Origin of the sequence: Burkholderia sp. BCC1638 (genome assembly GCF_902833195.1) — a bacterium.
GTDB lineage: Bacteria > Pseudomonadota > Gammaproteobacteria > Burkholderiales > Burkholderiaceae > Burkholderia > Burkholderia diffusa.
Genome location: NZ_CADFEC010000051.1, coordinates 1 through 20,637, shown reverse-complemented (window position 1 = coordinate 20,637; position 20,637 = coordinate 1). Strand labels below are relative to the sequence as shown.

Annotated in this window: 18 protein-coding genes and 1 pseudogene; 9 read left to right on the top strand and 10 right to left on the bottom strand. The window is 66.5% G+C overall.

From position 1 onward, the window contains the following. The 8 genes and pseudogenes from HWX22_RS31825 to HWX22_RS30415 form a co-directional block, all read left to right on the top strand. Window positions 1–210: hypothetical protein (locus HWX22_RS31825; protein ID WP_208456635.1), on the top strand; the 210-nt coding region annotated here is incomplete at its 5' end. Between the two features lie 175 nt (window positions 211–385). Further along, window positions 386–522: pseudogene (locus tag HWX22_RS30445) on the top strand (IS110 family transposase); the annotation flags it as partial. A 495-nt stretch (window positions 523–1,017) separates the two neighbouring features. After that, window positions 1,018–1,962 carry a helix-turn-helix domain-containing protein gene (locus HWX22_RS30440; RefSeq protein ID WP_175912598.1) on the top strand — a complete coding sequence of 315 codons (945 nt, stop codon included), beginning with the start codon at window positions 1,018–1,020 and terminating at the stop codon, window positions 1,960–1,962. A gap of 293 nt (window positions 1,963–2,255) precedes the next feature. Then, window positions 2,256–3,695, top strand: coding sequence for an APC family permease (locus HWX22_RS30435; protein ID WP_175912600.1), 1,440 nt, complete (start codon window positions 2,256–2,258; stop codon window positions 3,693–3,695). Between the two features lie 279 nt (window positions 3,696–3,974). Next, window positions 3,975–5,420 carry an aldehyde dehydrogenase family protein gene (locus HWX22_RS30430; protein WP_175912602.1) on the top strand — a complete coding sequence of 482 codons (1,446 nt, stop codon included), beginning with the start codon at window positions 3,975–3,977 and terminating at the stop codon, window positions 5,418–5,420. 55 nt (window positions 5,421–5,475) lie between these two features. Then, window positions 5,476–6,840: an aspartate aminotransferase family protein gene (locus HWX22_RS30425; RefSeq protein WP_175912604.1), complete on the top strand. Its 1,365-nt coding sequence runs from the start codon at window positions 5,476–5,478 to the stop codon at window positions 6,838–6,840. Between the two features lie 148 nt (window positions 6,841–6,988). Beyond that, window positions 6,989–7,552, top strand: a complete 564-nt coding sequence (locus tag HWX22_RS30420; RefSeq protein ID WP_175912606.1) for a cytochrome b/b6 domain-containing protein — start codon at window positions 6,989–6,991, stop codon at window positions 7,550–7,552. Between the two features lie 194 nt (window positions 7,553–7,746). Then, window positions 7,747–8,895 carry a porin gene (locus HWX22_RS30415; RefSeq protein WP_175912111.1) on the top strand — a complete coding sequence of 383 codons (1,149 nt, stop codon included), beginning with the start codon at window positions 7,747–7,749 and terminating at the stop codon, window positions 8,893–8,895. A gap of 59 nt (window positions 8,896–8,954) precedes the next feature. On the opposite strand, the gene HWX22_RS30410 is transcribed toward HWX22_RS30415, so the two are convergent. Then, a complete protein-coding gene (locus tag HWX22_RS30410) occupies window positions 8,955–10,010 on the bottom strand; it encodes a porin (protein WP_175912110.1) in 1,056 nt (351 codons plus the stop codon). 313 nt (window positions 10,011–10,323) lie between these two features. Between HWX22_RS30410 and HWX22_RS30405 the strand changes: the two genes are divergently transcribed. After that, a complete protein-coding gene (locus HWX22_RS30405) occupies window positions 10,324–11,052 on the top strand; it encodes an IclR family transcriptional regulator (RefSeq protein ID WP_175916945.1) in 729 nt (242 codons plus the stop codon). A gap of 38 nt (window positions 11,053–11,090) precedes the next feature. On the opposite strand, the gene HWX22_RS30400 is transcribed toward HWX22_RS30405, so the two are convergent. From HWX22_RS30400 to HWX22_RS30360, 9 genes are all read right to left on the bottom strand, one after another. After that, window positions 11,091–12,542, bottom strand: coding sequence for an NAD-dependent succinate-semialdehyde dehydrogenase (locus HWX22_RS30400; RefSeq protein WP_175912108.1), 1,452 nt, complete (start codon window positions 12,540–12,542; stop codon window positions 11,091–11,093). Window positions 12,543–12,626: 84 nt separating this feature from the next. Beyond that, entirely contained in the window at window positions 12,627–12,959 is a 333-nt protein-coding gene (locus HWX22_RS30395) for an NIPSNAP family protein (RefSeq protein ID WP_175912107.1), read from the bottom strand. After that, complete coding sequence (locus HWX22_RS30390; RefSeq protein ID WP_175912106.1) at window positions 12,949–14,580, bottom strand: bifunctional 3-(3-hydroxy-phenyl)propionate/3-hydroxycinnamic acid hydroxylase; 1,632 nt, start codon at window positions 14,578–14,580, stop codon at window positions 12,949–12,951. Before HWX22_RS30390 ends, HWX22_RS30395 begins: the two co-directional genes overlap by 11 nt. A 3-nt stretch (window positions 14,581–14,583) precedes the next feature. Continuing rightward, window positions 14,584–15,459 (bottom strand): alpha/beta hydrolase, encoded by an 876-nt coding sequence (locus HWX22_RS30385; RefSeq protein ID WP_175912105.1) that lies wholly within the window; start codon window positions 15,457–15,459, stop codon window positions 14,584–14,586. A 27-nt stretch (window positions 15,460–15,486) separates the two neighbouring features. Next, window positions 15,487–16,092 (bottom strand): amino acid synthesis family protein, encoded by a 606-nt coding sequence (locus HWX22_RS30380; RefSeq protein WP_175912104.1) that lies wholly within the window; start codon window positions 16,090–16,092, stop codon window positions 15,487–15,489. A gap of 49 nt (window positions 16,093–16,141) precedes the next feature. Next, entirely contained in the window at window positions 16,142–16,657 is a 516-nt protein-coding gene (locus HWX22_RS30375) for a VOC family protein (protein WP_175916944.1), read from the bottom strand. 12 nt (window positions 16,658–16,669) lie between these two features. Further along, a complete protein-coding gene (locus HWX22_RS30370; protein WP_175912100.1) occupies window positions 16,670–17,707 on the bottom strand; it encodes a sialidase family protein in 1,038 nt (345 codons plus the stop codon). A 15-nt stretch (window positions 17,708–17,722) separates the two neighbouring features. Further along, window positions 17,723–18,535 carry an SDR family oxidoreductase gene (locus tag HWX22_RS30365; RefSeq protein ID WP_175912098.1) on the bottom strand — a complete coding sequence of 271 codons (813 nt, stop codon included), beginning with the start codon at window positions 18,533–18,535 and terminating at the stop codon, window positions 17,723–17,725. A 49-nt stretch (window positions 18,536–18,584) separates the two neighbouring features. After that, window positions 18,585–20,165 (bottom strand): acetolactate synthase large subunit, encoded by a 1,581-nt coding sequence (locus HWX22_RS30360; protein ID WP_175916943.1) that lies wholly within the window; start codon window positions 20,163–20,165, stop codon window positions 18,585–18,587. Between the last annotated feature and the right edge of the window lie 472 nt (window positions 20,166–20,637).

Below are 20,637 nucleotides of genomic sequence, written 5' to 3'. Positions count from 1 at the left end.
GGCCTCGGCTTCCTTCAGAAACCCGATGATTTGCTGTTCCGTAAAGCGCTTCTTCATGTTCGTCTTCTTCTCCGAAAACGAACTTTACTAGACTCCGGCTGGCCCTGTTTGCAGGGGGCAGGTCAACCACTCGCCGACAAACCGTGTATGGGCGCTAAACACAAACGTGATGGGATTGGCAGTCGCCTCATGCTTAACGTTCTGACCTGAATAGGCGAGGGAAACTTCACGGTAATGCCAACTTCGCCCATCTGAAGACACTACCTGGCATTGGCTCGGTAATCGCCATGACTATCCTCGCCGCGGTCGGCGACCTGCACCGCGTCGGTCACCGTCATCTACTGTACGAAGTACTAAGGAAAGTAAGGTCCAGCACACACCCACTTATTGCTCGCGCAAGATCCGGTAAGGCCGGCGCCACAGCAGACCCTCATCGCACTGGCAGGGCGATGCAGCGACGTCCTATTCGCCGTGCTTCGTGATGGCACCATTTACCAACCCAAGTCAGCACCTAACGCTTGACGAGAGACATAGGGGCACCTCGACGAGCTAGAGAAGAACGCTAGCCTGAAAGCCGCCACCCCGTTGACAATCACGCACACTGGCGTCCCCCTTGCCTTGGGGCGAGCCATTGTGCGCCCCGCTTTGAACACACTGATAAGGATATTTACAAAATCCTTAATGTTGGAGTTTTCTTGCAATTTTTAACATAAAACATCATTTTTATACTCATTAATCCCACATTTTTTGGACTTTTCTTCCAATTCCCTGCTTCCAGCTGATGCCACTGCGCCCCCATGTGCAGGTGGCACGACGAACAGCGCCGGGGCTTAGTCAATGCCTCGTGCTGAATTTTTTCTGGTTATCATCTTCGCCAGATTCAATTGGAGTATGCAACAGTGTCCGAGACGTTCTTGGTTGCGCACGGTAGCCAACGCCGCCTCTAGTCCTGCCAGCAGCAAGTTTGCTTTGGCTGCAGCCGGGTTCGGATTCTTGAACGGACATATTGGTTAGATCATGAACCTGCACGCTGAAACACGGTGCTTCTCGGATGTGTTCCTCCATTCCCAGGCGATCGTGAACTGGTCGCAGCACTACGATCAGATCAGTCCCGGCACCGCCACGACGTCGCTGCGCCAGGTTGCCGGCCAGCGCTTTCACGTCTTTCGCGAACGCATCAACCAGCGCGTCATGCAACACGGGATGGCGCCGCGCGACCGCCTCTGCTTCGCGCTGCCGATCGCCAGCTCGGTCGCGCCGGTGGTCCAGGGGCGCACCGTCGAGCGCCCGAGCCTGCTAACCTTGCGCGGCGGCGAGGAGTTCGTCGCCCATCTTCCTTGCGATACCGAAGTGCTCGCGTTCACGATCGATCGCACGCTCACGGCCGATCGCGCACTCGACGAACTCGCGAACCTACCCGCGCGCGTGCTGAAGCAGCCGGTGCTGCCCATCTCGCCCGCGCGTTACGGCCATGCGTTGGATGGCCTCGAGCGCGTGCTCTGCCAGGCGCTCGACAGCGGTTCGCTCACGGCGCGCGATGCGTTCGACGAACGCGTGCTCGCGCACAGCGTCGTCGGCATCCTGCTCGACCTCGTGCAGTCCGATGAATCGGATGCCGGTGCGCTGCCGTCGGCATCAACGCAAAGCTACATCGTTCGCCGCAGCCAGGAAATCGCGCTGGAAAGCGACGACGTGCCGACGGTCATCGATCTCTGTTATCACCTTCGAATCAGCCGCCGTACGCTGCAATACAGCTTCCAGAACGTCGTCGGCACCACGCCGACGGCCTACCTCCGCTCGATCCGGCTGAACGCGGTGCGACGCTTCCTGATGACGACACCCGAGACGATGCGGATCGGCGACGCGGCGGCGCAATTCGGCTTTTGCCACTTCGGGCGCTTCTCCGCGTACTACCAGCAACATTTCCACGAGTTGCCGTCGCACACGCCGCGCCTGAGCTGAGACCGCGCGTGCACGGCACGCTGCGCCGTCGTATCCGGGTAATCCCCTGCCGCCCGACGCACGCGGATTGCCGATAGCGGACAACGTCCCGCTTTTCGGCACCGTAAATTTTGTCGTCGGCCTGCTCGCGCGCTCCGTGCGCGTCACCGGGCGGCCGTCAAAGCGCACACCTGTGTCGCCGGCGGAAGGCAGCCTCCACTGCCGGATCGTCAGGATCGGCCCGCGACACAGGGACATTGATCAGGCATGCCGGTGTCGACTCCTGACGGACGATCCGGCCAGCAGGACTACTCATGAACGAACTGTCATCCCGGTCCGAAGCGGGGCTCAGCAAAAACGCAGTCGGACTTTCACACATCGTCTTCTTCGTCGTCGCCGCGGCCGCGCCGCTCACCGCGATGGTCGGCGCGACGCCCGCCGCATTCTCGCTCGGCAACGGCCCCGGCGTGCCGGGCGTATTCGTGCTGGCGGGCGTGATGTACCTGATCTTCAGCATCGGTTATGCAGCGATGAGCCGGCACATCTCCAATGCGGGCGCGTTTTATGCGTATATCGCGAACGGGCTCGGGCGCCCGGTCGGCGTGGGCGGCGCGTTCGTCGCGATCGTCGCGTACAACGCCGTGCAGATCGCGATCTACTGCATGTTCGGCTTCTTCCTGAACAACGGCGTCCAGCAGCACTACGGCATCGACGTTCCGTGGTGGACGTTCGCGCTGGCCTGCGTCGTCGCCGTCCACTTCTGCGGCGCGCGGCACATCGAGTTCAGCGGGCGGCTGCTCGGCATGCTGATGATCGGCGAGATCGCGATCGTGATGCTGCTCGATCTCGCGATCGTCGTGCACGGCGCGAGCGCCGGCGGCTTCAGCGCGAAGCCGTTCAGCCCCGCGATGGTGTTCACGCCCGGCCTCGGCACCGCGCTCGTGTTCGTGCTCGGCTCGTACATGGGCTTCGAGGCGACGGCGATCTTCTCCGAGGAAGCCCGCGACCCGAAACGCACGATCCCGCGCGCTACGTACCTGGCCGTGATCCTGATCATGGTGTTCTACGCGCTGTCGTCGTGGGCGATCGTCGAGGCGTGGGGCGAAGGGCAGATCGCCGCGCAGGCGAACCGCGATCCGGCCAACCTGTGGTTTGCCGTCAGCGGCCGGCTGCTCGGCACCATCGCGACGGACGCGATGAACGTGCTGCTCGTCACGAGCCTGTTCGCGGCCATCCTGTCGTTCCACAACACGATCACGCGCTATTTCTACGCGATGGGCCGCGAACGCGTGCTGTGGCGCAAGCTCGGCCATACGTGCCCCGTGCATCGCTGCCCCGACGTCGCCGGGAAAGTGCAGACGCTGATCGCGCTCGCGGCCATCGCCGGCTCCGCCGCCTTCCGCCTCGATCCGTTCGCGGTCGTGTTCTCGTGGATGAGCGCACTGGCCACGATCGGCATCATCGCGGTGCAGATCCTCGTCGCGGCCTCGGTCATCGCGTTCTTCGCGCGCGACCACCGTGACACCAGCCTCGTGCACCGCCTGATCGCGCCGCTCGTCAGCGTGATCGCGCTCGGCGCCTGCCTCGTGCTGGTCGTGCGCAACCTGTCCGTGCTGAGCGGATCGGATTCGACCTTCGTCGCGATGTTCCCGTATTTCCTGCTCGCCATCGGCGCGCTCGGCATCCGCGCCGCGCTGCGCCTGAAGCGCAGCGATCCCGACCTGTATCGCGAACTCGGACGCGCCGTCCAGTAGTCGCCACCCCGCCGGTGCCGCGCGCGGCACCGGCATCGCGTTGCCCCACCCCTGACGCTTTCCCGCTGCCGGCGCGACACGCATCGACGCGTCGCGCCGGCGCGCCTTTGCGCGGGTATTCCCTATCCCGATCGCGCGACAACGATTGCCGATAGCGGACAAGGCCCGCCATTTCATCGACATACAGTGGATCCGACGTTGAAGCCGGACCGTGGCAGCCGCCATCGCCTCGACCGGCCCGGCCCGGTCCGACGATTCGCCCCTGGAAATACGGAAACCATGATGAAAATTCAGAACCTGATCGGCGGCCGGCATTGCGACGCATCTGCCGGCCGCACCTTCGAAAAGCGGGCGCCGGCGACCGGCGACTATGTCGCCGCCGTGCCCGCGTCGACCGCCGAAGACGTCGATCGCGCGGTGCGCGCCGCGCACGGCGCATTGCACGACGACGTATGGGCGCGCGCGGGCGGCTCGGCCCGGGCCCGCTGGCTGCTTCGGCTGGCGGACCTGGTCGAGCGCGACGGCGACGCGCTGGCAAACCTCCTGGCCGTCGAACAAGGCCGTCCGCTTGCCGAGATGCGCATGATGGACATCCCGATGTGCATCGACACGCTGCGCTACTTCGCCGGCTGGGCCGACAAGCTCGAGGGCCGCACGATTCCGACCGACGGCTTCATGGGCCGCCCGACGCTCAGCTACACGCGGCGCGCGCCGGTGGGCGTCGCCGGCCAGATCATCCCGTGGAACGCGCCGCTGATGATCGCCGTGTGGAAACTCGCGCCGGCGCTCGCGGCCGGCTGCCCGGTGGTCATCAAGCCGTCGGAGGACACGCCGCTGGCGCTGCACCGGCTCGGCGAACTCGTCTGCGAGGCCGGCCTTCCCGCCGGCGTCGTCAACATCGTCCACGGCGTCGGTTCGGAAGTCGGCGCCGCGCTGGTCGCGCACCCGCTCGTCAGCAAGATCAGCTTCACCGGCAGCACCGAAGTCGGCCGTGCGATCGCTGGCGCAGCGGCCAGGACCTTCAAGCGCGTCACGCTCGAACTCGGCGGCAAGGCCGCGCAGATCGTGTTCGCGGATGCCGATCTCGACCGCGCGATCCCGTCGCTGATGGCCGGCATGTTCGCGAACCAGGGGCAGACGTGCGCGGCCGGCTCGCGCGTGCTCGCGCACCGCTCGATCGCACGCGCCCTCGAAGAGCGCCTCGCCGACGCCGCCCGCGCCATCCGCGTCGGCCCGCCGTCGGAACCCGGCGTGCAAATGGGCGCGCTCATCAACCCACGTCACCTCGCGCGCGTGCGCGCGCACGTCGAAGGCGCGCTCGCCGAAGGGGCGGTGCTGCTCGCCGGCGACGAACAGGTGCCGCCGCGCGGCTGCTTCATGCGCCCGACGATTCTCGGCGGCGTGCATCCGGACATGCGGATCGCCCGCGAAGAAGTGTTCGGCCCGGTCGGCATGGTCATGCCGTTCGACACCGAGGACGAAGCGGTCCACATCGCCAACGACACCCCGTTCGGCCTGTCCGCGTCGGTCTGGACGCAGGACGTCGGCACCGCGCACCGCATCGCCGAGCGGCTCGACGTCGGCGCGGTCGCCATCAATGCCTGGAGCCCGATCGACGCGCGCCTGCCGTGGGGCGGCACCAAGCAGAGCGGGATCGGGCGCGACCTGTCGACGGCCGCGCTCGATTCGTACCTCGAGGAAAAGATCATCACCGCAGCCCTGTGATCCCGCGGCGCACGTCGCGCCGCACTGTGTTCAAGCACTTCGTGAGAGAACCACCATGGACTACCAAAAGCGACAAAAGCGATTCTGGCACCCGATGAGCTCGGCGGCCGCCGGCCATACGACCCCCACCGTGATCATCGAGCGCGGCGACGGCAACTACGTGTACGACGTCGAGGGCCACCGCATGCTCGACGGCGTCGGCGGACTGTGGAACGTCAACGTCGGCCACAACCGGCCGGAAGTGAAGGCCGCGATCGCCCGCCAGATGGACGAGCTGTCCTACTACCAGACCTTCGACGGCGTCGCCCATCTGCGCGTGTACGACCTGGCCGACCGCCTGTGCGCGATGTTCGCGCAGGAAGACATGCAGCGGGTGATGTTCGGCAGCGGCGGTTCCGACGCGGTCGAGACCGCGCTCAAGATGGCACGCCAGTACTGGGTCGCCGCGGGCGAGCCGTCGCGCACGAAATTCCTGTCGCTACGCAACGGCTATCACGGCGTGCACGTCGGCGGCACGTCGATCGGCGGCAACGGCGTCTACCATTACAATCACGGTCCGCTGCTGCCCGGCTGCGTACTGCTCGACACGCCTTGGCTCTATCGCAACCCGTGGAACTGCGACGATCCTCAGCAACTCGTCGAGCATTGCATCCAGCAACTCGAGGAAACGATCGCGTTCCATGGCCCGCAGACCATCGCCGCGTTCGTCGCCGAACCGGTGCAGGGTGCCGGCGGCCTGATCGTGCCGCCCGCCGACTACTGGGCGCGCGTGCGCGCCGTGTGCGACAGGAACGGCATCCTGCTGATCGCCGACGAGGTGGTCACCGGTTTCGGCCGCACCGGCAGCCTGCTCGGCAGTCGCGGATGGGGCGTCGCCCCCGACATCCTGTGCGTCGCCAAGGGCATTTCCGCCGGCTACGTGCCGCTCGGCGCGACGCTGTACAACGGTCGCATCGCGCAGGCGATCGAACAGGGCACGGGTTTCTCGCACATGGTCATGCACGGTTATACGTACAGCGGGCATCCGCTCGCGTGCGCCGCGTCGCTCGCGGTGCTCGACATCGTCGAAGCCGAGGATCTGCCGGGCAATGCGGCACGGGTGGGCCAGCGCCTGCTCGAGCATCTGCTGCCGCTGAAGGCCGACTTCGAGACCGTCGGCGACGTCCGCGGCAAGGGGCTGATGCTGGCGCTCGATCTCGTGACCGACAAGGTCAGCCGCACGCCGCTCGATCCGGGCAAGGGGTTCGCGGCGCGCGTGGCCGATGCGGCGCGCAAGCGCGGCGTGCTGGTCCGGGCGATCGCCAACAAGGTCGTGATGTCGCCGCCGTTGACGCTGCAGCAGGGCGAGGCCGACTTCATTGCGGTGACGCTGCGCGAGGCACTGCAGGAGTGCTGCGCGGATTCGCGATCGATCGCCTAACCGCGCGGACAGCCGGGCGCACGGACTTTTCGTCGAAGGTTCGTGCGCCGCGATCCGGCCTCGGTTCGACGAAGATCGCCGCGGGACGTCGAAGTCGACGATCGGCATCTCGCCTGTCGCAATTTCGCTTTCAAGGAAGACAAGTCACATGGAAAACCAGGCCATTGCATTCACCGACGAGAAATACCCGCTCGCGCTTCGGCTGCTTCACTGGGTCAGGGCGATCCTGATCGGCGCGCAGCTCTGGACCGGATGGACCATGGTCCGGCTCGACGACAACCTGCCGGCCAAGTTCGACTGGTACTACCCGACCCACAAGGAGTTCGGCGTGCTCACGCTGCTGGTGGTCCTGACGCAACTGGCGATTCGCTCGATGAAGCCGTTGCCTCCGCTGCCGTCGAGCCTGCCGAAGCTGGACCGGAAGCTCGCCAAGATCGCGCACTACCTGCTGTACGCGCTGGCGATCAGCGTGCCGCTGATGGGTTATTCGATGTCCAGCACGTATACGCAGAGCGACGGCGTGCCGTTCTTCTTTGTCCGCGTACCCGAGCTGCTGCCGAAGAACGACCACTGGTTCGAGGCATTCCAGTGGCTGCACAAGACGCTGGCCTATACGCTGCTTGCGCTCATCGTCCTGCATATCCTCGCGGCACTGAAACACCGGTTCTTCGACTCGAACCGAGAAAACGACGTATTGCGGCGCATGCTGTAACGCCGCGGCAATACAGGGCCGCGATCCCGGCGACGTTCCGCATGCGGGTCGCTCGACCACGGCGGCCCGGTTTCTTTCATTTCAAATATTTCGTTTTACTAACTACTGACGGACCGTTTCGAGCGTCCGGCGCGCCCGCACGCCATCGAAAACGGTACCGCACGGCCCTACCGGCCCTCACCTGGAGATCGACGATGAAGAAGATGATTGCGACCGTATCGGCCGCCGGTGCGATGGGTTTCAGCCTGACGGCACACGCGCAGAGTACCGTGACGCTTTACGGGTTGATCGACGAAGGCGTCAATTTCACGAGCAACGCGGGCGGCAGCAAGGCCTACCAGATGGTCAGCGGCGACACCGTCGGCAGCAACTGGGGGCTGAAAGGCACCGAAGACCTCGGCGGCGGGCTGAGGGCGCTGTTCCAGCTCGAGAACGGCCTCAACGCGAGCACGGGGGCGCTCGGTGTGACGTCCAGGATGTTCGGCCGGCAGGCCTACGTCGGGCTCGATTCCGACCGGTTCGGCACGCTCACGTTCGGCCGCCAGTACGATCCGACGCTCGACATGTGGAGCACGTTCACGGCCACCGGAAACTGGCTCGGCGACTTCGGCGCCCACCCGTACGACAACGACAATGCCGACTGGGACTACCGCATCCAGAACAGCGTCAAGTACGTGTCGCCCACGTACGCCGGCTTCAAGGGCGAAGTGCTCTACGGCCTCGCGAACCAAGCGGGCGGCTTCGCCAGAAACCGTGTGTACAGTGCCGCGGTGCAGTACCAGATGGGCGCGTTCTCCGCCGCCGTCGCGTACCTGAAGGCTAACCACGGCGGCGCGACCGCGAGCGGCGCGTTGTCGAGCGACGATACGGTGTTCAGCGGCCGCTCGCAGCAAAACATCGATGCCGGCGCGTCCTACAAGTTCAGCGACAAGCTGACGCTGTCCGCCGCGTATTCGCACGTCGACGTGACCAGCCCCGAATCGAATCTCTACTTCGCGAACCAGCCGTCGGCGGGCTCGCAGCACGCGTGGAAATTCGACAACTTCGAGGTCAACGGCCAGTATTACTTCCGGCCCGACTTCTGGTTCGGCGCCGCCTATACGTACACGCGCGCGCATGTCGCGACGGCGGCGGGCGATGCATCGCCGAGCTGGCACCAGGTGTCGATGATGCTCGACTACGACCTCAGCAAGCGGACCTCGACTTACATCCAGGCCGCATACCAGCATGCGACCGGCAACACCGGCACCGACTTCGACTTCGCGCACGTGCTCGGCACCGCCGGGCAGTCGTCGGGCCGCAATCAGCTGGCCTTGCGGGTCGGGATGATGCAGCGGTTCTGATGGTGGCGGCACACGGGCCGGCGCGCGGCGTGCGCGGCAGCCCGTGCATTCCCGTACCGTCAGAACTGATGCCGCACGCCGACGCGAACCGCGGTCTGCGTCGAGCCTGCCGCCGCCCCGCCGAGCGCGGCTTCGATCTGGGCGCCGTAGGCGCTGTCGTGCCCGCGTGCGAACACCGCGTACAGGCCGGTACGCTTCGACAGCGAATAGTCGGCGCTCAGCGTGACCTGGTTGGCCGAGCCGACGTCGCCGCCGCGCTGCTGGTACTGGAAACCACCGCCCAGCTGCAACGCTGGCGTGAGCGCATAGGTCAGCCCGCCGTCGTAGGTGGTTGCCCGCAGCGGTGCGGCGGCGCTGATCCGTACGTCCGACACCATGCCGATGATGCGGAACGGGCCGAGGTTGTAGCCGGCCCCGCCCGAGAAGTTGCGAAGATTGCCACCGGAAGTCACGTCGTGCTGGCCGAAATAAGCGAACGCGGCGCTGAACGCGCCCTGCGTGTAGGACAACATCGCGCTCTGCACGCTGCTGCGCGCGACCGTGCCGGGCACGTTGCCGAATCCCCACATGCCGCCGAACGACAGCCCACCGAAGGTCGGACTCACATACTTCACCGCATTGTTCACCTGAACGCCCCACACGCGGTTGTCGAGCGCGCCGCCCGCCGACGCATTCGCCGGCAACCCCCATGCGAGCAGGCCGGCCGGCGTGTTCGCGCCGACCGCGAAGGCCGGCAGCAGATCGCCGACGAAATCGAACTGGCGCCCGAGCGTCACGGTGCCCCAGTCGCCGCCGAGCCCGACGTACGCTTGCGAGCTGAACGCGGAGCCCGGCACGGTTAGCGCGCCGTCCGACGTCTGGAACTGGCTTTCGAGCCGGAACACAGCAAAATTGGCGCCGCCGAAATCCTCCCTGCCCGTCAAGCCCCACACGTCGTTGCGCGCCACGCCCGCCTGCAGCGCGACCTGACGGCCGCCGCGCGGCGCGGACGCCACGTTGCTCGTATAGGTCACGCCGGTGTCCAGCGAACCGTAGAGCGTCACGCTCGATTGCGCGAACGTCGGTGCAACGGCACCGCAACCGCACAATGCCAACATTCGGAACCACACTTTCATCTGCTTCTCCTCATCAAATTTTTCCGGCCGATGCGCTTGCGAACCGACCGGCATGCAGGTGGCATCGATTCGGCATGATTCGCCGCATCAACATAGGATTCCATATCGATTGAAGGCGGCAGGATTCGCCGTTCCGCTGCCGACCTGCGTCCCGCACTTTCGTTGACGCGAATCCGGTAGCCGCGTGCGCGACTTAAGTTAGACTACGGCCCTGTCGTCGCCGCTGCCGCATTCGTGCCGCAGCCCGGCTGCCCGAACCTCTGCCGATCTTCTCGTTCCATTGCCGCAAGCCGCCTGAATCCCGGATCACGCCATGTCGAGCCTCACCAAAATGCTGTCCATCCTCGACGTCTTCTCTTCGTCCGCGACGTCGATGACGGCCGAGGAGATCGCCGAGCTCATGGGCTTTTCGCGGACCACGTGCTACCGCTACGTGAAGGAACTGGCCTCCGTCGGCCTGCTCGTCAGCAGCAACGGCCGCTATACGCTGGGCCCGCGCATCATCCATCTCGACTACAACATGCGGCAGTCGGACCCGACGCTCACCGCCGCGAAACCCGTGATCCAGAAACTGGTTCAGGTCACCGGCGGCGATGCGCTCGTGTCGACGCTGTTCGACGAGCAGATCATCAACGTGATGCACGAAAGCGGCGCCGAGAACCTGCAACTGGGCTTCGGCCGCGGCCGCATCATGCCGCTGTTCCAGGGCGCGTCGTCGAAAGTGATCGTGGCCGCGATGTCGCGCGCGCGCCTGAAACGCCTGCACGACCGGCACAACACAGAACTCGGCGAGTTCGCGTCCGACTGGACGCAGTTCTGGCGCGCCTGCCAGCAGATCGCCGACGCGGGATACTGGATCTCGCGCGGCGAGCTCGACGAAGGCTTCGTCGGCATCGCCGCACCGATTCGCACCGCCAGCAGCGGCGAAATCAACAGCAGCCTGTCGCTGGTCTTTCGCGCCGAACACTTCGCGCTGTTCGACGAGCACGTGCTCGGCACGCTCCTGATCGACGCCACCGCCCAGATCGGCGCAGCCACCTGAGCATTCGCGCGGCGTCGCAAACGACGCCGCGCACACCGTCAATTCATCTGCGTGATGAATTTGGTGACCAGGTAACCGTCGAACGTCTCCGTGCCTCCCTCGCTGCCGAAACCGCTGTCCTTCACGCCGCCGAACGGGATCTCCGCCGGACCCATCCCGAAGTGATTGATGTTGACCATGCCGGCTTCGAGCGTGCGGCCGATCCGGTGCGCGTTGCGCGCCGAAGCGGTGAACGCGTAAGACGCGAGGCCGAACGGCAAGCGGTTGGCCTCGGCGATCGCATCGTCGAGTTCGTCGAATGGCACGATCCCGACGATCGGGCCGAACGGCTCGTCGTTCATCAGGCGCGACTCGCGCGCCGGGTCCAGCACGACCGTCGGCGCGAAAAAGTGCCCCGGCCCCGGCAAGCGCGTTCCGCCCGCGGCGATCTCCGCGCCTTTTGCCTTTGCATCGGCGACGAATGCGTCGATCTCGGACACGCGTCGCGCATGCGCGAGCGGCCCCATCGTGGTCCCGTCTTCCAGACCGTAGCCGACGCGGATCGTACCGACCGCGTCGAGATACGCGGCGACGAACCGTTCGAACACCGGGAGCTGCACGAAGAACCGCGTCGGCGATACACACACCTGCCCGGCATTGCGAAACTTGTACGCGGCCAGCATCGTCGCGGCGCGTTCGATGTCCGCGTCCGCGCAGACGAGCACCGGCGCATGCCCGCCCAGCTCCATGGTCATGCGCTTCATGTGCGACGCGGCAAGTGCCGCCAATTGCTTGCCGACCGGCACCGAACCGGTGAACGAGATCTTGCGCACCAGCGGCGACTCGATCAGCCGCGTCGACACTTCGCCCGGCACGCCCCAGACGATATTCAGGCAGCCCGCGGGCAACCCGGCATCGTGGAAGATGTGCGCGAGCGCAACTATCGCGCTCGGCGATTCCTCGGGCCCTTTCAGCACCAGCGTGCACCCCGACGCCAACGCGGCCGCGATCTTGTGCATCGCCTGGCTGAACGGGAAATTCCACGGCGAGAACGCCGCGCACACGCCAATCGGTTCCCGCAGCACCGTCTGCGCGACGTCCGGGGAGCGCGCCGGAATGACGCGGCCGTAAGTGCGACGCCCCTCCTCCGCATGCCATTCGAGCTGTTCGGCGGACGACACGACCTCGGCGATCGCCTCGCGCAGCGGCTTGCCCTGGTCCATCGTGATGTGGCGGCCGATGGCTTCGGCACACTCGCGCACGAGCGCTGCGGCACGACGCAGGATGTCCGAGCGCGCGAGCGGCGACTCGCGCCGCCATGCCGCGAATGCGCGATGCGCAGCGTTCACCGCGGCGTCGATATCGTCCGGTGTCGCATGCGGCAATTCGCCGAGCACGGCGCCGGTTCCCGGATCGAGAACGGGCTGCGTGCGCCGGCCGTCGGCCTGCAGGAACCGGCCATCGATATACAGGTGGAGCGGCGCGTAATCGCGTTGCGCATCAGGTGCCATGCGGGAAGTCAGCGGCGTGAACGGAATCAAGACGGATACCTCGGTAGAGACTGCACGATGGGCGCGGACGGTGCGACGATCGCATCACGCGGCCTGGCTCGGCGCACGCAACAGGCCGCCGATTTCCTGCCGGAGAATCTGGTTTTCCTGCCGGACGAGCAGATGCCGGACCTGGCCGCGAAACGCCTTGAACCCGGGGTCGGCCATCAATACGGCACGGCGCCGCGCGCGATCGTCCAGCGAATCGAACGCCCACAGATAGACGAGTTGGTTCAGCGGCCCGACTTCCGTCGCGAAACAGCCGACCATCGTGCCGAGCGCCTGCTCCTGCGCGGCGCGTCCGCATTCCGCATACAGTCGCAGATATTCGGCGACGCCGCCGGGCACCAGCGTATAGGTGCGTTGCTCAACAAACATGCGCTTCCTCCGGTTGCCGCGGCGCGAACGCCTGAAAGGCCGCGGTCACGCGGGCCATGCCCACCGCATCCGTCTGCGCCGCCACGTAGCGATCGGGGCGCACCACCACGAGCGGGCCGGCATGCCGGTCGAACCAGTCCGCCAGCGCGTTGTCGACGTCCTCGACGCACGTGCTGCCGTGGGCGCTGGCCATTCGCCGTTCGCGGCCCGTCCCGCTGCGCGAGCGGCTGACCTGAACGAACGTCGCGCCCAGCGACACCCAGTACGCGCGATCGTCGTCGCTCAGGCACGCCTGCGGATCGCATTGCCAGCCGACGATCGAGAACCACGGGCCAAGCACGTCATCGAGCTTGCGGCGCACGCCGTCGGCCGTTTCGACGTCGGGCTGCGCGATCATCCTGCCGGCTGCGTCGTCCGGCGCCCCCGGCAACACGACGCCCCGCGTGTAGCTCGGCATCGGCTTGAAGCGCATCTGCAGGATGTAGTCCTTCAGGCCCGGCGCATACCGTGCGAGCCCGAGGAAACAATCGCGCAGGAACGCGACGAGCCGGTTGGTCGGCATCAGCATCGCGCCGAACGTGTCCGCGAGGTCGATCATCGCCCTCGCGTGATCGCGCCGCTCCGATTCGTACGTCGAGATCACGCCGGGGTGCAGCACGCCTTTGACGACGCCCGCCAGCTTCCACGCGAGATTGCCCACGTCGCGCAAGCCTGCGTTCAGGCCCTGGCCGATCCACGGCGGGCTCAGATGCGCGGCGTCGCCGACGAGCGCCACGCGGCCGACGACGAAACGTTCGGCGACGCGCGAATGGTGCGTATAGGTCCGGGCGCGCACGATCTCGATGCGCTCGACGTCGTCGACGTACGGCGCGATCAGCGCACGGATCGATTCCGGTCGCGCGATCGCCTCTTCGTCCTCGTGCGGAAACACGAGAAACTCCCAGCGCCGGAAATTGAACGGCAAGTAAATGCAGACGTTCGGGCGGCGCGGGTCGCAGTTCAGCGCCGTGCACGGCTGCTCGAGCCCGGCGTTCTTCACGTCGACCACGACCCATTTGATCGGATGCGTCGTGCCCGCCAGCTTGACACTCAGCAGCTCGCGCATCGGGCTGCGCCCGCCGTCGGCCGCCACCACGTGGTCGGCCTCGAGCAAGTAGCACTGCCCGTCGGCGCGGCGCACCTGCAACGTGACGCGTTCGTCGTCCTGTTCGACGCCGACCACTTCTTCGCTGGTCCGCAGCGACACGTGCGGATAACGGGCCAGCCCGTCGCGCAGCGTGCGCTCGGCCAGTTGCTGCATGAAGATGTTGCGCCGCCACCAGCCGAATTCGCGCATCGACGGGCGGATGTCGGCGAAGCATTCGCCGTTCGCCTTGTACATGCGCAGCGGCACGTTCTGGATGATGTCGCGGCTCAGTTCGTCGGCCAGCCCGGCAGTCTGGAACATCCGCAATGCTTCGTCGTCGATGCCGACCGCGCGCGGAAACTCGACGATCTGCGGCGCCTTCTCGATGATCGTCGTCGCGACGCCATAGAGGCCGAGCAGGTTCGCCATCGCCACACCGTTCGGCCCCGCGCCGACGATCGCGACTGATGTACGTTCCGGATTGTTCGCTTTCATGCGTCAGCCTCCCCTCCGCCACGCCGGATCGTCGAGACGATCGAGCCAGGTGCGCAATGCGTGGTTGAACGCGGCGGGCTGATCGTCATGCACGTAGTGCGTCGCGCCCGGAATATCGAGCCAGTCGATGCCGGCGCTGGCCGCCATTTCGGCCGCCACTTCCGCGGCCAGGAAATCCGATTCGCCGCCGCGCAACAGCAGCGTCGGCACCTGCAGGTTGAGGACCAGCGGCCACAGATGGACGAGTTGCTCCGGCGTCGCGGCCAGCCGCGCCGCCGCGATCCCGTCGGCGTCGTGCCGCCACACGATCCGCCCCTGCGCCGCCTCTTTCAGCGAGTGCGCGAGGCGTGAATCGAGCGCGGATTCCGCGATATTCGGCCGCTGGTGTCGCCAGAACGCGCGCGCGTCGTCCCACGACGCGAACGCGTCCGGCGTTTCCTTCAGCTCGCGCTTGATGCGCTCCGAACCCCGCGAACCGGCCGACGCGCCGGGGCCCATGTCCTCGATCACGAGGCCAGCGAGCCGTTCCGGTTGCGCCGCCGCGTAGACGAACGCATTGGCGCCGCCCATCGAGTGCCCGACCAGCACGAATCGCTGCAGGCCGAGCGTGCGCACCAGCGCGTCGAGATCGCGCACGTAGGCCGCCGCGTAATAGTCGCGCCGCGGATCCCAGTCGCTCCAGCCGCGCCCGCGCTGGTCGAGCGCGACGACCCGGTAGCGGTCGACCAGCGCGTCGGCCACGGGCTCCCACGTCCGCGCATAACTGCGCAAGCCGTGCAGCATCACCACGACCGGTGCATCGTCGCGCCCCCAGCTCACGTAGTGCAGCCGCAGCCCGTCGCTGTCGACCCATCCATCCTTGACGGACGCCGTATTCATCATGTGCTCCCCGGCCCGCATCCGCGCTCAGACCAGACCGTCGCGGCCGACGATCTCGCTCGCCTTCAGGCCGCCGAGCCGCGCATGCAGGCGGCCGCGCGTCGCGAACGCGAAGATCACCAGCACTTCGTCGTCGTTGGGCGCATCGGGGAACAGGCACGTCACCGTGTCGTAGTGCGAGCGCACGTAGAGCGCGTCCTTGTGCGCGAGCGGCACGTCGATCACCGTGTTGACCGGGCCGCGCTTGCCGCTCGACGGCACCCACGACTTGCCGCCACCCAGCGCCGCACGGATCGGCTCCGCGAAGATCGACGTGAGGAACGCGTTGCCGTGTTCGTACTCGCCGGCCGAGCCGACCAGGCACGCCTTGCCGTAGCTCTCGATCGCGCGGCCCGCAGCGAGTTCCTCGATGCGCCGCGCGAACTCCTTGCCGAGCGCCGGCGACGGCCGCACGAGCTCGTCGAGGTTTTCGCTGAAGCGCCCCGCGTACGGGTTATGGACGGCCGCGGCGATCACGATCTTGCGCAGCGGCTCGCCGTCCGCGAGCTGGCCGGATTCGTTCGCGAGCGAATCCTCGATCTGCGTGTACCACTTGCGGATATGAAAGCCTTCGAAATTTGCGATCTTTCTCATCAGGAATCCTCTATGAAATATCGGTTAAGCGGGAATGAAAGACGGCGCCTCAGTCGAACAGCGGATCGAGCTGCACGGGATCGCTCGGCGCGTTGTACCGGTGCAGCACGCGCTTGCCTTCTTCGTCGTCCGTGACGGTTTCGCTAAAGAACTCGAGGCGGTTGCCGTCCGGATCCGTGAAATACACGCCGATCCCGACCTTGTGATCGGTGATCTTGACGATCGGCACTTGGCGGCGGATCAGCATGCCGTACAGGCGGCGCAACTCGGTCAGGCCGCCGGCGATTTCGAGGCCGTAGTGCTGCAGGCCGATCGTGCCGAGCTCCGCGTCGGACGCCGCGCGAATCAGCGCGATGTCATGGTGCTTCTGGCCGAAGGACATGAACACCCACTGCTCGCCGCGCGCGGTTTCCGTCATGCCGAGCACCTCGGCGTACCAGGTGCTCGAGCGCACGGGATCGCGCACGAACAGCGACAGGTGGGTGCGCTGCACGTGCGGCGTCGGCAGCGGCAGCCCGCTTGCGTTCGCGCGCTCGGCGTGTTGCTGGATGTCGGACGGTGTCATCGTTCGCTCCGCTCAATTGGTCGACTGCGCGTGGGCGACGAGCGGCGCTTCGAACGGCGTCCACGCGACGGCCGTGATCTCGCTGAAATCGCGCCATTCCTTGCTCCAGTTCCGGCCGCCGTCGCGCGAACAGAACAGGTGCCCGTACTTGGTGCCCGCATAGACGAGCTCCGGCCGGGCCGCATGGACGCCGAACGCCCAGAACGTGGAATTCGGCGGCGTCTGCAGATCCGTCTCGTGCCACGCGTAGCCGCGATCGGTTGAGCGGTAGATGCGGCTGCGGGTGCCCGGCGTGCCGTCGCCGATCGCCATCAGCAGGTCGCCTTCCGGCGTCGGCAGCTGCACGACCGTACGCGTGTAGTACAGCCCGTCGAAGCGATCGCGCGACAGCTTGCTGCCCCACGTCTGGCCGTCGTCGTCGCTCACGTGCACCGCGTTCACCGTCAGCAGTACCGTGGTCTTCGGCCGGTCCGGCGTGGCGGACAGCACGGCGATCGCATGAATGTCGCTGTTGCGGATTGCCGTGCCGGGGCCGTCCACGCGCGTCCAGCTCGCGCCGGCATCGCGGCTGCGCCATGCGCCGCCCTCCTCCACGCCGTACCAGACGTTGCGGGTGTCGTCCGGATCCACGCAGATCGTCAGCAGCCTCGGGCGATTGACGCCCGAGCAGAACTCGGGGAACTCGGGGGCCGTTCTCTCCCAAGTCACGCCCGCGTCGCTCGACTTGTACAGCGCGGCGCGCGACGGTGCGCCGGTGCCCGCATAGAGCACCGCCGGGTTCGCCGGATCGATCGCGATGGACCAGACCGTCTGCCCGTTCAGCAGGTTGTCGGGCCGAAACCAGTGCGCGCCGCCGTCCTCGCTGATGGACAGCCCCGAATCGGCGCCGGCATAGACGCGCGACGGTGTCGCGGGGTCCACCGCGAGCGCGCGCACGATGCCGTCGAACTCGATCGGTTCGGCGAGCCCGAGGCGATGCCAGGTCTTGCCGTCGTCGTTCGAGCGCAGGATTCCTTGCCCGGCCGTGGCGACCAGTACGGTTGCGGTCATGAAATGCTCCTTGTGTCAGAGAAAAATGCCGCGCGTGAGCCCACCGTCGCAGCCGATCGACTCGCCGGTGATCGAGGCGGATTTCGGCGACGCGAGAAACGCGACGATCCACCCCATTTCTTCCGGCTGCAGCACGCGCCGGATCGGCGTGACCTTCACGTAGTTCGCCTCGACCTCCGCGGCCGTGAGCCCCTGCTTCTGCGCCTCTTTCTCGTAGAGTTCGTGGATGTGCGGCGTCTCGACGACGCCCGGGTGAATCGTGTTGACCGTGATGCCGAACGGGCCGAGCTGGTCGGACAGCGTCTTGGTCAGGTGCACGATCGCCACGTTGCGCATGCCGGACAGCTGCTTGCTGCCGCGGCCCGTCAGGCCGCCGATATTGACGATCCGGCCGAAGCCGTGGCGCCGCATGTAGGGCGCGGCCGCCTTCGCGCAACGCAGGTAGCCGACCACCTTGATATCGATGTCCTGCAGCAGCCCCTGCGGGTCGGCGTGTTCTAGCTCCGCCCGCACGAGGCCGCCCGGATGCGCGGCGCCGTTCAGCAGGATGTCGAGCCGGCCGAAGCGCTCGACGCTCGCGGCCATCGCCGCTTCGACGGACGCCATGTCGGTCGTGTCCACCGTGACGGGCAGAATGGCCCCGGCCGCGTTGCCCAGCGGCGCGAGCGCCGCGCGAATCTCGGCGGCGGCCGCTTCGAGGTGTTCCATGCGTCGCGCGGCAATCGTGACGTTGACGCCTTCGCGGGCCAGCTCGAGCGCGACCGCCTTGCCGATGCCCATGCTGCCGCCGGTGATGAACGCGGCTTTTCCGTGGAGTTGCAGATCCATAGCGATGAAAGGTGAGAGTCGGGATTGAAGGGAACAGCGGGTTGCGCGATCAGGACAGGCACATTTCGATGAGCCTCGGCCCGTCGGCGTGGGCGAGCGCGGCATCGAGCGCTTGCGACAACGCTTGCACGGTGCTCGCGCGCTCGGCTGGCACGCCGTAGCCGCGCGACAGCGCGAGCCAGTCGATCGGCGGATCGTCCAGCAGCGTCAGGCGGCTGGCATGCGGCGTGTCGGCCGGCAGGCCGCTGCGCGCGAGTTCGGTCTGCAGGATGCCGTAGCGCCGGTTCGATGCGATCAGCATGACGATCGGCAAACGCTCGCGCGCCATCGTCCACAGCGCCTGGATCGTGTACTGCGCGCTGCCGTCGGACTGCAGCGCGAATACGCGGCGTTCCGGGCACGCGACCGCGGCGCCGAGCGCCACCGGCAAGCCCTGGCCGATCGCGCCGCCCGTATTCGTGAGGATCGTGTGACGGCGCGCGCGCGCCGACGCGGTCACGAACGGATAACCGCACGTGCCGCCCTCGATCGACACGATCGCGTCGTCGGGCAATGCATTCGCCAGCACGCGGCCGACGGCCTGCGGTGTCAACGGCCCTTCCTCCACATCCCAATGCTCGACCCGCACGCCGCCTGCGTTGCCCGGTGCGCCGATACGATCGGCCAGCGCTTCCAGTGCTTCGTCCGCCGCGTCGCCCGGTTCGGCCAGTGTGACGATGTCCTCGGGACGCGCGAGTTCGCCCGGAATGCCTTCGTAGCCGAAGTAGGTGACGGGTGCGAGCGCGCCCGCCAGCACCACGCGCCGGTCGGCCAGCGCGGCCAGCGCCGGCTCGGGGAAATAAGGCAGGCGGTCGATGTCCGGCAGGCCGCCGCCGCGCTCCGCGTGCGCCGGGAAGGTTTCGCTGAAGCAGGTCGCGCCGGTCGCCGCCGCGATGCGCGCCGCCGCGCGCTGCCCGCGCGCCGACAGCGCGCGGCCGCCCATCAACAGCACCGCGCGATGGACACTGAGCAGCAGATCGGCGACCCGCTCGACCCGTGCGCGATCGAACGACACCGCGGCCGGGCGAACGACGGCGGGCGACGCCGCGTCGTGCACCTTCGCCGACTGCAGATCGACCGGCAGCACGAGCGTCGCGACGCCGCGCTGCGCGCCCATCGCGGCAGAGATCGCGTCGGCCGTATCGGTTGCGAGATCCATGTCGCGCGCCACGCTGCGGTACCACACCGACACCGGGCGCGCGAGTGACTCGATATCGGACGTGAGCGGCGCGTCGTACTTCAGGTGGTCGCGGGTGTGATCGCCGACGATGTTCAGGATCGGCGTGCGGGCGCGGCGCGCGTTGTGCAGGTTGGCGACGCCGTTCGCGTGGCCGGGCCCGAGATGCAGCAGCGTCATCGCCGGTTTGCCGGCCATGCGGCCGTAGCCGTCCGCGGCGCCCGTGCAAACGCCCTCGAACAGCCCGAGGATCGAGCGCACGCCCGCCACGGTGTCGAGCGCGCCGACGAACGGCATCTCGGTGGTGCCGGGATTGGCGAAACAGACGTCGACGCCGGCGTCGCGCGCCGTCTCGAGCACGACGCTCGCGCCGCTTCGTGTTCCGGTATCGGTGTCCAACTGTGGGATGTTCATGCGGCCGCTCGACGGTTTGAATGAAGTGAAGTTGACTTTAATCCCGTCATGCGGGATTTGTCAAATCCATCAAACCGCAACCCCCATCCCAGATAGACTAACGTTTACCCTTTATTTATGCCGAATTTTCAATAATCTCCTGCCCTCAACAACTTCCAACTTGCATTCAGCATGATGCACATATCCCACAATTCGGAATCTTTTAGCAATTCCGCTCCGACGCTCATCGTGCAACAGCTCGCTGCCGCAACCCCGGCACCCGTAGATCAAAATAAAGTTTTCACCGTTTGCGAAGGTAAATTGCCACGTCACGGGGCGGCATTGTCCACAAGTGGGGAAACTTTGGATGTTTACGCCGACCGGAAATTGAGCCACTTGTAGGGATCGCGCCGACTGAAAACTGAGCCGGGCAATCAACCTATCCTGCTAGTTTTTCAGGCAGGGTGTTTGGGGATGATCCCGATGACCATGA

What these genes read in the sequence shown, in the direction of transcription:
- HWX22_RS30425 (WP_175912604.1), top strand. Translation starts at nt 5,476, where the DNA reads ATGGACTACCAAAAGCGACAAAAGCGATTCTGGCACCCGATGAGCTCG.
- HWX22_RS30375 (WP_175916944.1), bottom strand. Translation starts at nt 16,657, where the DNA reads ATGACACCGTCCGACATCCAGCAACACGCCGAGCGCGCGAACGCAAGC.
- HWX22_RS30420 (WP_175912606.1), top strand. Translation starts at nt 6,989, where the DNA reads ATGGAAAACCAGGCCATTGCATTCACCGACGAGAAATACCCGCTCGCG.
- HWX22_RS30435 (WP_175912600.1), top strand. Translation starts at nt 2,256, where the DNA reads ATGAACGAACTGTCATCCCGGTCCGAAGCGGGGCTCAGCAAAAACGCA.
- HWX22_RS30410 (WP_175912110.1), bottom strand. Translation starts at nt 10,010, where the DNA reads ATGAAAGTGTGGTTCCGAATGTTGGCATTGTGCGGTTGCGGTGCCGTT.
- HWX22_RS30405 (WP_175916945.1), top strand. Translation starts at nt 10,324, where the DNA reads ATGTCGAGCCTCACCAAAATGCTGTCCATCCTCGACGTCTTCTCTTCG.
- HWX22_RS30400 (WP_175912108.1), bottom strand. Translation starts at nt 12,542, where the DNA reads ATGGCACCTGATGCGCAACGCGATTACGCGCCGCTCCACCTGTATATC.
- HWX22_RS30415 (WP_175912111.1), top strand. Translation starts at nt 7,747, where the DNA reads ATGAAGAAGATGATTGCGACCGTATCGGCCGCCGGTGCGATGGGTTTC.
- HWX22_RS30370 (WP_175912100.1), bottom strand. Translation starts at nt 17,707, where the DNA reads ATGACCGCAACCGTACTGGTCGCCACGGCCGGGCAAGGAATCCTGCGC.
- HWX22_RS30360 (WP_175916943.1), bottom strand. Translation starts at nt 20,165, where the DNA reads ATGAACATCCCACAGTTGGACACCGATACCGGAACACGAAGCGGCGCG.
- HWX22_RS30385 (WP_175912105.1), bottom strand. Translation starts at nt 15,459, where the DNA reads ATGAATACGGCGTCCGTCAAGGATGGATGGGTCGACAGCGACGGGCTG.
- HWX22_RS30380 (WP_175912104.1), bottom strand. Translation starts at nt 16,092, where the DNA reads ATGAGAAAGATCGCAAATTTCGAAGGCTTTCATATCCGCAAGTGGTAC.
- HWX22_RS30395 (WP_175912107.1), bottom strand. Translation starts at nt 12,959, where the DNA reads ATGTTTGTTGAGCAACGCACCTATACGCTGGTGCCCGGCGGCGTCGCC.
- HWX22_RS30365 (WP_175912098.1), bottom strand. Translation starts at nt 18,535, where the DNA reads ATGGATCTGCAACTCCACGGAAAAGCCGCGTTCATCACCGGCGGCAGC.
- HWX22_RS30390 (WP_175912106.1), bottom strand. Translation starts at nt 14,580, where the DNA reads ATGAAAGCGAACAATCCGGAACGTACATCAGTCGCGATCGTCGGCGCG.
- HWX22_RS30440 (WP_175912598.1), top strand. Translation starts at nt 1,018, where the DNA reads ATGAACCTGCACGCTGAAACACGGTGCTTCTCGGATGTGTTCCTCCAT.
- HWX22_RS30430 (WP_175912602.1), top strand. Translation starts at nt 3,975, where the DNA reads ATGATGAAAATTCAGAACCTGATCGGCGGCCGGCATTGCGACGCATCT.